General features: G+C 68.7%; 6 protein-coding genes. 1 reads left to right on the top strand and 5 read right to left on the bottom strand.

All coding sequences use genetic code 11. The features are described 5' to 3' along the window. Positions 1 to 114: 114 nt before the first annotated feature. Positions 115 to 1243 (bottom strand): peptide chain release factor 2 gene (gene prfB / locus MFF42_RS05490; protein WP_096485929.1). Its coding sequence is split into 2 segments (ribosomal slippage): positions 115 to 1173 and positions 1175 to 1243, totalling 1128 coding nucleotides; the frame shifts between segments, so codons are not numbered across the junction. Between prfB and MFF42_RS05485 the strand changes: the two genes are divergently transcribed. After that, on the top strand, positions 1206 to 1817 hold the full coding sequence (locus tag MFF42_RS05485; protein WP_306423488.1) for a ribosomal maturation YjgA family protein: 612 nt from the start codon (positions 1206 to 1208) through the stop codon (positions 1815 to 1817). The genes prfB and MFF42_RS05485 overlap by 38 nt on opposite strands. 53 nt (positions 1818 to 1870) lie before the next feature. Here the strand turns inward: MFF42_RS05485 and MFF42_RS05480 are convergent, their stop codons facing one another. From MFF42_RS05480 to rpmB, 4 genes are all read right to left on the bottom strand, one after another. After that, complete coding sequence (locus MFF42_RS05480) at positions 1871 to 2503, bottom strand: tetratricopeptide repeat protein (protein ID WP_238254864.1); 633 nt, start codon at positions 2501 to 2503, stop codon at positions 1871 to 1873. Positions 2504 to 2520: 17 nt separating this feature from the next. Next, positions 2521 to 4224 carry a lysine--tRNA ligase gene (locus tag MFF42_RS05475; RefSeq protein WP_238254863.1) on the bottom strand — a complete coding sequence of 568 codons (1704 nt, stop codon included), beginning with the start codon at positions 4222 to 4224 and terminating at the stop codon, positions 2521 to 2523. Positions 4225 to 4521: 297 nt separating this feature from the next. Next, entirely contained in the window at positions 4522 to 5451 is a 930-nt protein-coding gene (locus MFF42_RS05470; RefSeq protein ID WP_238254862.1) for an AEC family transporter, read from the bottom strand. A gap of 111 nt (positions 5452 to 5562) precedes the next feature. After that, entirely contained in the window at positions 5563 to 5868 is a 306-nt protein-coding gene (gene rpmB / locus MFF42_RS05465; protein ID WP_017486232.1) for a 50S ribosomal protein L28, read from the bottom strand. Between the last annotated feature and the right edge of the window lie 132 nt (positions 5869 to 6000).

Genomic DNA, 6000 nt, shown 5'->3' with positions numbered 1-6000 from the left:
GGGGTGGTGCAGACGGCACCGCACCGCCTCATTCTGAGCCACCCCCACCTCCTGCCTCCTCCCCGCAAGGGGGAGGAGAGAGGCGGCGGCCGAAGCGATCAGGCGGAAACCGTCCTAGTCGATGTCCGCGACCTCTTCGCCGCCGCCGAAGACGCGCTGTGCCAGCGAGGCTTCCATGAACGGGTCGAGGTCGCCGTCCAGCACCTCGTCCGGATCGGTCGATTGCGTGCCGGTGCGCAGGTCCTTCACGAGCTGATACGGCTGAAGCACGTAGCTCCGGATCTGGTGACCCCAGCCGATATCCGTCTTGGCGGCGGCCTCGGCGTTGGCCTTCTCCTCGCGCTTCTTCAGCTCCAGCTCGTAGAGGCGGGCGCGCAGCATGTTCCAGGCGGTGGCCCGGTTCTTGTGCTGCGAGCGCTCCTGCTGGCAGGCCACGACGATGCCGGTCGGATTGTGCGTGATGCGCACCGCCGAATCGGTCGTGTTGACGTGCTGGCCGCCCGCGCCCGACGACCGGTAGGTGTCGATGCGGCAGTCGGATTCCTTGATCTCGATCTCGATCCGGTCGTCGATCACCGGATAGACCCAGACGCTGGCGAAGCTGGTGTGCCGCCGCGCGTTCGAATCGTAGGGCGAGATCCGCACCAGCCGGTGCACGCCGGACTCGGTCTTGAGCCAGCCATAGGCGTTGTGGCCCTTGATCAGGAGCGTCGCGCCCTTGATCCCGGCCTCTTCGCCGTCGGTCATCTCGACGATCTCGACCTTGAACTTCCGGCGCTCGGCCCAGCGGGCATACATGCGCTGGAGCATGTTGGCCCAGTCCTGGCTCTCGGTGCCGCCGGCGCCCGCATGGACTTCGAGATAGGTGTCGAAGCCGTCGGCCTCGCCGGAGAGCAGGGTCTCGACCTGCCGGCTCGCGGCCTCCTTCTCGACCGCCTTGATCGCGTTCTCGCCCTCGGTGATGGAGGCTTGGTCGCCCTCCATCTCGCCGAGTTCGATCAGCGTCGCGGCGTCCTCGAGATCCTGCTCGAGCTTCTTGATCGCGGTGACGGCCTCGTCGAGCTCTTGGCGCTCGCGCATGACCTTCTGCGCCGCCTCCGGATCGTTCCAGAGGTCGGGGTTCTCGGACGCGGCGTTCAGCTCCGCGAGGCGTTTATCGACGGTGTCCCAGTCAAAGATGCCTCCTCAGCAGCCCTATAGACTGCTTGGCGGCATCCGAGGCCTGCTCGATCTCGGCGCGCATCTGGTGTGAAACTCGACTATCGGTGTGGCCGGGGGTGATACCGGGCGCCCCCTGCGCTGTAAACCGCCGTTCCGCGATGCCTCACCTGCGATCCCGCCGCCTTCGCCTCTTCCTCGCCGTCCTGATCGTGATCGCGGCGGGCGTCGGCGTGCGTTTTCTGCCGCTCGGCCTGCCGAGGGAGGTCGTCAAATACGCGGGTTCGGTGCTGTGGGGCGCGATGGTCTACGGGCTCGTCGCCTTCGTCCGGCCCGCTGCCCGACCCATCCGGCTCGCCGCCGTGGCGCTGGCCGTCGCGGTGCTGGTCGAGCTGTTCCGGCTCGTCCATACACCGGGACTCGACGCCTTCCGCCTGACGCTTGCGGGCCAATTGCTACTCGGGCGTATCTTCTCGGTCTGGAACGTGCTGGCCTACGCCATCGGCATCGGGCTGGCGGCAAAGCTCGATGCGGGGACGCGGCCACCGACCGGTCGGCGGCGAAGCATCGCCGACGCCCTGGACTCGCCCGGCGCTGCGGACATCGCCTTCGAGCCAACTCGAGGGAATATCAAGATCCGACCCGCTGATTTCTCGTGATCTGAGGTCGGTCGTGATCCGCGATCTGGCGGCTTTGAACCGGCTGGCGTAGCTCAGCCCCCCGACAGCGCCCGCACCACCGCCCGGTTTGGCGCGATGTAGCGCTGGAAATACGTCTTGCCGCGCGCCTGGGCTTCCTGGATCTGCGCGCGGTCGAGCATGCTCGCCGCCTGGATCGCGTTGGCCATGGCGGATTCGTCCATGATCGAGGCGTGGGTCGCCGGATAGATCCAGGCCATGCCCTCGACGGGATCGCGCGGCACGCCCTTTCCCTCGATGTAGAGGATGCCGAGTTCGTTGCCGGCCTTGTAGTGGCCGCCCTTGGCCGCGCGCTCGTACCAGCGCGCCGCTTGCGCCGGGTCGGCGCCGACGCCCTGCCCCTTGCGATAGGCCTGTCCGAGGTTGAAGGCGGCGAGCACGCTGCCGCCCTCCGCCGCCTGCCGGTAGAAGTCGAGGGCGCGCGCGGGGTCGGCCGGCACGGCACGGCCCTCGGCATAGGCGACGCCGAGATTGTAGAGGGCTTGGCTGTCACCCTTCGCCGCCCCGGCCTCGAAGGCGCGCATCGCCGCCGGGTAGTCGCCGCGCGCGTAGGCCTTGATGCCCTGCGCCACCTGCGCGGAGGCCGAACTCCCGAACAGGGCGGCGAGGATGCCGAGGATGCCTGCCAACGCCTTCATCCTTCCCATGCCGCCCCGTCTCCTCGTCACGCCGCCGCGGCCTTGCGGTTCTCCAGGAACGCCGCGTGCTCGGCCACCAGCGCGCCGCTCAGCGCCTTCTCGATCAGCGCGCGGGTGCCGGCGACGCCGTAGAGCGCGATGAACGAGCCGAAGCGCGGCCCCTGCGCCTCGCCGAACAGGACGTTGTAGATCGAGGCGAACCACGTCTTCGAGACGCCGGGCCGCCCGTCCGGGCTCTTGGCCTTGCCCGAGAGGTCGGGGAAGTGGCGCCGGCCGACCTCGTAGACGACCGCCTGCAAGCCTTCCGGATCGGTCGAGCCCTCGTGCGCGGCGAGCGTCTCGGACAGGTCGCGGAGCGCCGCGGCTTCCTCGTCGGTCGGGGCGCGGTACTGCTTCTGCGGCCGCACGAAGTCCCGGTAATAGGCGAGCGCCCGCGTCACGAGGCCGGCGAGCTTCGGATGCGTCTCCGGCCCGACATTCGGCGCGTAGCGGCGGATGAAGCCCCACAGCACCGCCTCGTCCTCGGCATTGGCCACCGCCACGAGGTTCAGGAGCATGCCGAACGACAGGGTCGTGCCGGCCTCGTCGATGGTCTCGACGGCCGGCGGATCGCCCGCGTGCAAGTGCCAGACCGGGTTGCCGAGCCGGTGCTTCGCCTCCTGACCACCGAAGCGGCCCAGGAAGTTGTCGTACTCGTCGACGTGGCGCGGGATCACGTCGAAGAACAGGCGCTTGGCCTCGCGCGGCTTGTTGTACATGAACAGAGCGAGCGACTCGGGCGTGGCGTAGGTCAGCCACTCGTCGATGGTCAGGCCGTTGCCCTTCGACTTCGAGATTTTTTGGCCCTTCTCGTCGAGGAAGAGTTCGTAGTTGAACCCTTCAGGCGGCTCGGCGCCCAGCGCCCGCGCGATCTGGCCCGAGAGCTTGACCGAATCGATCAGGTCCTTGCCGGCCATCTCATAATCGACGCCGAGGGCGACCCAGCGCATCGCCCAGTCCGGCTTCCACTGCAGCTTGGCGTGGCCGCCGGTCACCGGCGTCTCGTAGCGCTCGTTCGTCTCCGGATCCCGCCAGACGATGGTGCCGGCGCCCGGGCGCACCTCGTCGATCGACACCTGCATCACGTGGCCGGTGACGGGGTGGATCGGCAGGAACGGCGAGTAGCTCGCCGAGCGCTCGGCCCGCAGCGAGGGCAGCATGATCGCCATCACCGCGTCGTAGCGATCGAGCACGAGGCGTAGCGCGTCGTCGAAGACGCCCGAGGTGTAGCACGCGGTGGCCGAGCGGAACTCGTAGTCGAAGCCGAAGGCGTCGAGGAAGCGGCGCAGCTCGGCGTTGTTGTGATGGCCGAAGCTCTCATGCGTGCCGAACGGGTCGGGCACCTTGGTCAGCGGCAGGTTGAGCGCCTCGCGCAGCCGCTCGCGGTTCGGCACGTTGTCCGGCACCTTGCGCAGTCCGTCCATGTCGTCCGAGAAGGCGATCAGCCGGGTCGGCACCGCGTCCTTCGTCAGCACGCGGAAGGCGTGGCGCACCATCGAGGTGCGGGCGACCTCGCCGAAGGTGCCGATATGCGGCAGGCCCGACGGGCCGTAGCCGGTCTCGAACAGAACCTCGCTCTTCGGCGTCTTCTCCAGCCGCGCCACGAGCTTGCGCGCCTCCTCGAAGGGCCAGGCGGCGGCGGAGGCGGCGGCCTCCAGGATATCGGAGTCGAGACGGAGGGGCGCGGACATCGAAGGACTTTTCGGGGTTCAGGACGGGCGCCGCGCCGGCCGATCGGGCCGGGGCGCGAGAGCGGGCAACCTATGGAGCGGGGGAGCCGGGGTCAACGCAGCCGTCTAGATCCGGCGTTGCGGAAACGTACACACATGCGGGCGTCCCACCCACCACCTCATCCTGAGGTGCCCGCGTCAGCGGGCCTCGAAGGATCCTCCAGATCTCTCGCGTTTCCTGAAGGATCCTTCGAGGCCGCCGCTGCGCGACGGCACCTCAGGATGAGGGTGAGGGTTGGATTGAGCGGTGTCCGAAAACTACCCCCGCCCGAGCAGCATCAGCCAGCCGATGGTGGTCGCGGTCGCCGCCAGCGTCGAGACGAGCACGGCGGCGGCCACCAGGCCCTGCTCGCTCTTGTAGCGCATCGAGAGGAGATAGGCGTTGATGCCCACCGGCATCGCCGCGAACAGCACCGCGACGCCGGCATAGGCCGGCGGCATGGTGAAGACGTGGAAGGCCAGCAGGTAGACCGCGAGCGGGTGCAGCCCGACCTTCAGGGCCGCCACGATGCTGGCGCCCGGCAGATCGTGGAGCACCTTGTAGCGGGTCAGCCCGGCGCCCAGCGCGATCAGGGCACAGGTCGAGGCGGTGCCGCCGAGCGCGTCGATCAGCGCCTTGGGGATGCCGGTGAACGAGAGTCCCGCGGCCTTCATCGCCATGCCGACCACGAGGGCCAGGAAGATCGGGTTCTTGGCCAGCACGAGGCAGAGCGTCGTCAGCCGGTGGTGCAGGGGCCGGCTGCCCTCCGACTCGATCAGGAAGGTGGCCGCGCCCATCATCAGCGGCAGGTGGACGGCGAGCAGCATGAAGAGCGGGAAAGCTCCGGCCTCGCCATAGGCCTGGAGAATCATCGGCACGCCGACGAAGACGGTGTTGGACTGGCTCGCGGCGAAGCCGTGCAGCACCGCGCCGCGCCGGTCCACGCCCTCGGTGCGGCGCCCGATCAGCGAGCCGGCGGCCCAGGCGATCGCGACGCCGCCGAAATAGCTCGCCCAGTAGCCCCAGGCGATCTCACCCGACAGGCCCGGCCGCGTCAGCGTCGAGACGATCAGCGCCGGCACCGCCAGCGCGAAGACGTATTCCGACAGGCCGTCGCCGACCCGCTCGGAGATGATCTTGGTGAGCGAGGCGAGCCAGCCGATCAGGACGAGGCCGAAGATCGGGATGATGAGGGTGAGCGCCGTCATCGGACGCGGATGCCTTGTCGAACGGAAAAGGCCACCGGGCGCGATCCGCGCATCCGGTGGCCTTCCGATTCAATTTGAGAAGACGTTCGGCCGGGAGGCGGCCCGAGCCCCTTACGCGGCGGCGGGCGCCGCGGTCTCGGCGAGCTTCTTCTCGATGTCGCGCTTCAGCAGACGGGCGGTCTGCGACAGCTCGATCTCGCGCGCCTTGATGAGGAAGGCGTCGAGGCCGCCGCGGTGCTCGACCGAGCGGAGCGCGTGGGCGGTCACGCGTAGGCGGACGCGGCGGTTGAGGGCATCCGACTGCAGCGTGACGTTGCAGAGGTTCGGCAGGAACCGGCACTTGGTCTTCCGGTTCGAGTGGCTCACGAGGTGACCGACCTGGACGGCCTTGCCCGTGAGTTCGCAGCGACGCGACATCGTTACAGTCCTGTCAACGTTAGGCCGGGTCTCGGCGCTGAAGCGTTTCGGCAATGCCACACGGCTCTCGCGCCGAGGGCGTCGAACCCTCGCGACAATCGATACCGGCGGAGTCCTATGGGAGTGGCGAGC

Source organism: Methylorubrum podarium (assembly GCF_022179745.1).
In the GTDB taxonomy this organism is placed as follows: domain Bacteria; phylum Pseudomonadota; class Alphaproteobacteria; order Rhizobiales; family Beijerinckiaceae; genus Methylobacterium; species Methylobacterium podarium.
Note: the sequence above shows the minus strand (reverse complement) of the source record. Positions and strands in the feature narration are given on the sequence as shown.